A 1594-nucleotide genomic window follows, 5' to 3' on the forward strand; every position below is an offset into this window, starting at 1 on the left:
CCCCTTTGCCATGGTCAGTTACGCCGCCGTGCCATGAACAGGCGCCTCGACGCCGATTGACGGTGAGTGCCAGCCATCCCTGCAGGTCGTCGGAATGACCCGGTTGAGCAGGGCCGAGCTTCCGACAAACAACGTCAAGAACACGGCCAGGGCCGCCCCCAACGGTGATTTCAGAAACCCCATGGTGCCGCCCCTCGCTCACCGGAAGCCCTATCCTTTACCAGAGATCCCTGCTCTTAGAAGAAGCTCTCGGGTCATGGAAAAGTCTTCACATCTGTCATACCCAATACGCCCGTCGGCTCTTAGGGATGCCCTCTGTCACGTTGGAAACGCGCTATGTCTTCTTTTCGTGGAAAGCTCTGCACCGTGACGTGAGATATTAGCGGACAGGATTCCTTTTCTGGTTCATTTTCTGCCGGTGTCAGGTAATTGAAGGGGATTATTATGAATAAAAGAGACGACTTTCTCTGGATTGTACAGACGGCCATCCTCACGAATGGCGTAAATCTAGCTGCTGACGAGACAACCCGTGTGAATTACAAAGACGTGTATTCAAGCACCGGAGTCAGAATTGTCATGAGGGAAGCCGTCAGGGCGAGTTATTTGATTCCTGATAGCCTGGACGCGGCTGATGCAGCTGACGAATTCTGCCTATGGATGCTTCGAAATCATCAAGAGGCATTGCAAAAGGATAATCCTAACTCAGACTGCCCCCGCTGGTTCGCTCGATAAGGAGCCGCTCTTATGCGAATGGTATCGATGCTGCCCAAGAGGCGGAGCGCGCCGGCCGAGCCGGCTTGGCCGAAAGCGCTGGCATAGCGGGCACAGCATGAATGGCCGGCCGGGCAGGAACAGCCCCAAGGGCTGGAATGGCCGGCCCCAGTCCGGATGCCCCCCGGAGGAAAAGAGCGACCCTCCCATTGCGATCCCGTACATGATCGTCATGCCACCACGCCACATGATGGCCATGCCAGTCATAAATGCTATCTCCTCGAATGAAGGCGATATGCTGCCCATGGCGGTTGATGATCCGGCCGGTGTCGAGGTCAACCCACCCATGGACGCTTCCACGGCTATCGTAGAGAGGCTGCATGTCGTTTCTCCAATACACTGCGAGGGGAGCGTAACCCTCGCCAGCACCCGCACCTTGGGGCCGCACTAGTCAAAGAATAGCTCCATTCTGAGACTTCCAATACTGGACGCCAAACTCTCCGAGTGGATGCTCCGCTATCCAGGCTGAGATCGCCTCAGTCGGAACGACAAGTCGGGTTTGTCCCTTCGGGTGGAAGCAGTTCTTCCCGGTTTTGGCATAGAACGCTCCGAAATTTTTAATATAGACGCGTCCTAGGCGAGGTGCGGTGCCCTCAACTTCGGTCACCGTATATCTCAGGCAGTCACCTTGGGTCTCGCGCACGATCGCCGCAGCGCCAGCTGACGCGGCTTTGTAATAGGCTGCCACGTCAGCCTCCGTCTGATCGATACAAGGAGACACAGGACGTGGGTGGTCCAGTCGATACTGGCGCACTTCTTCCAGTGCTTCTTTTCTCGTTTTGGGCAGTTTCGGAAGCATCAGTCTTTCAATCCCTCTAAATAT

The 1594-nt window shown here is 55.7% G+C and carries 2 protein-coding genes; both read right to left on the reverse strand.

Translation table 11 applies throughout. The features are described from left to right. Positions 1–742: 742 nt before the first annotated feature. Positions 743–1093 (reverse strand): 4-fold beta flower protein, encoded by a 351-nt coding sequence (locus H512_RS27965; RefSeq protein WP_425414195.1) that lies wholly within the window; start codon positions 1091–1093, stop codon positions 743–745. Between the two features lie 69 nt (positions 1094–1162). Continuing rightward, positions 1163–1594, reverse strand: a 432-nt coding sequence (locus tag H512_RS27260; protein WP_210162730.1) for a hypothetical protein, incomplete at its 5' end; no start/stop codon positions are given.

The sequence above is a fragment of the Pleomorphomonas koreensis DSM 23070 genome (genome assembly GCF_000425185.1).
GTDB classification, from domain to species: Bacteria; Pseudomonadota; Alphaproteobacteria; order Rhizobiales; family Pleomorphomonadaceae; genus Pleomorphomonas; species Pleomorphomonas koreensis.

Coding starts and splice junctions, on each gene's coding strand:
- H512_RS27965 (WP_425414195.1), bottom strand. CDS start 1,093: ATGCAGCCTCTCTACGATAGCCGTGGAAGCGTCCATGGGTGGGTTGAC.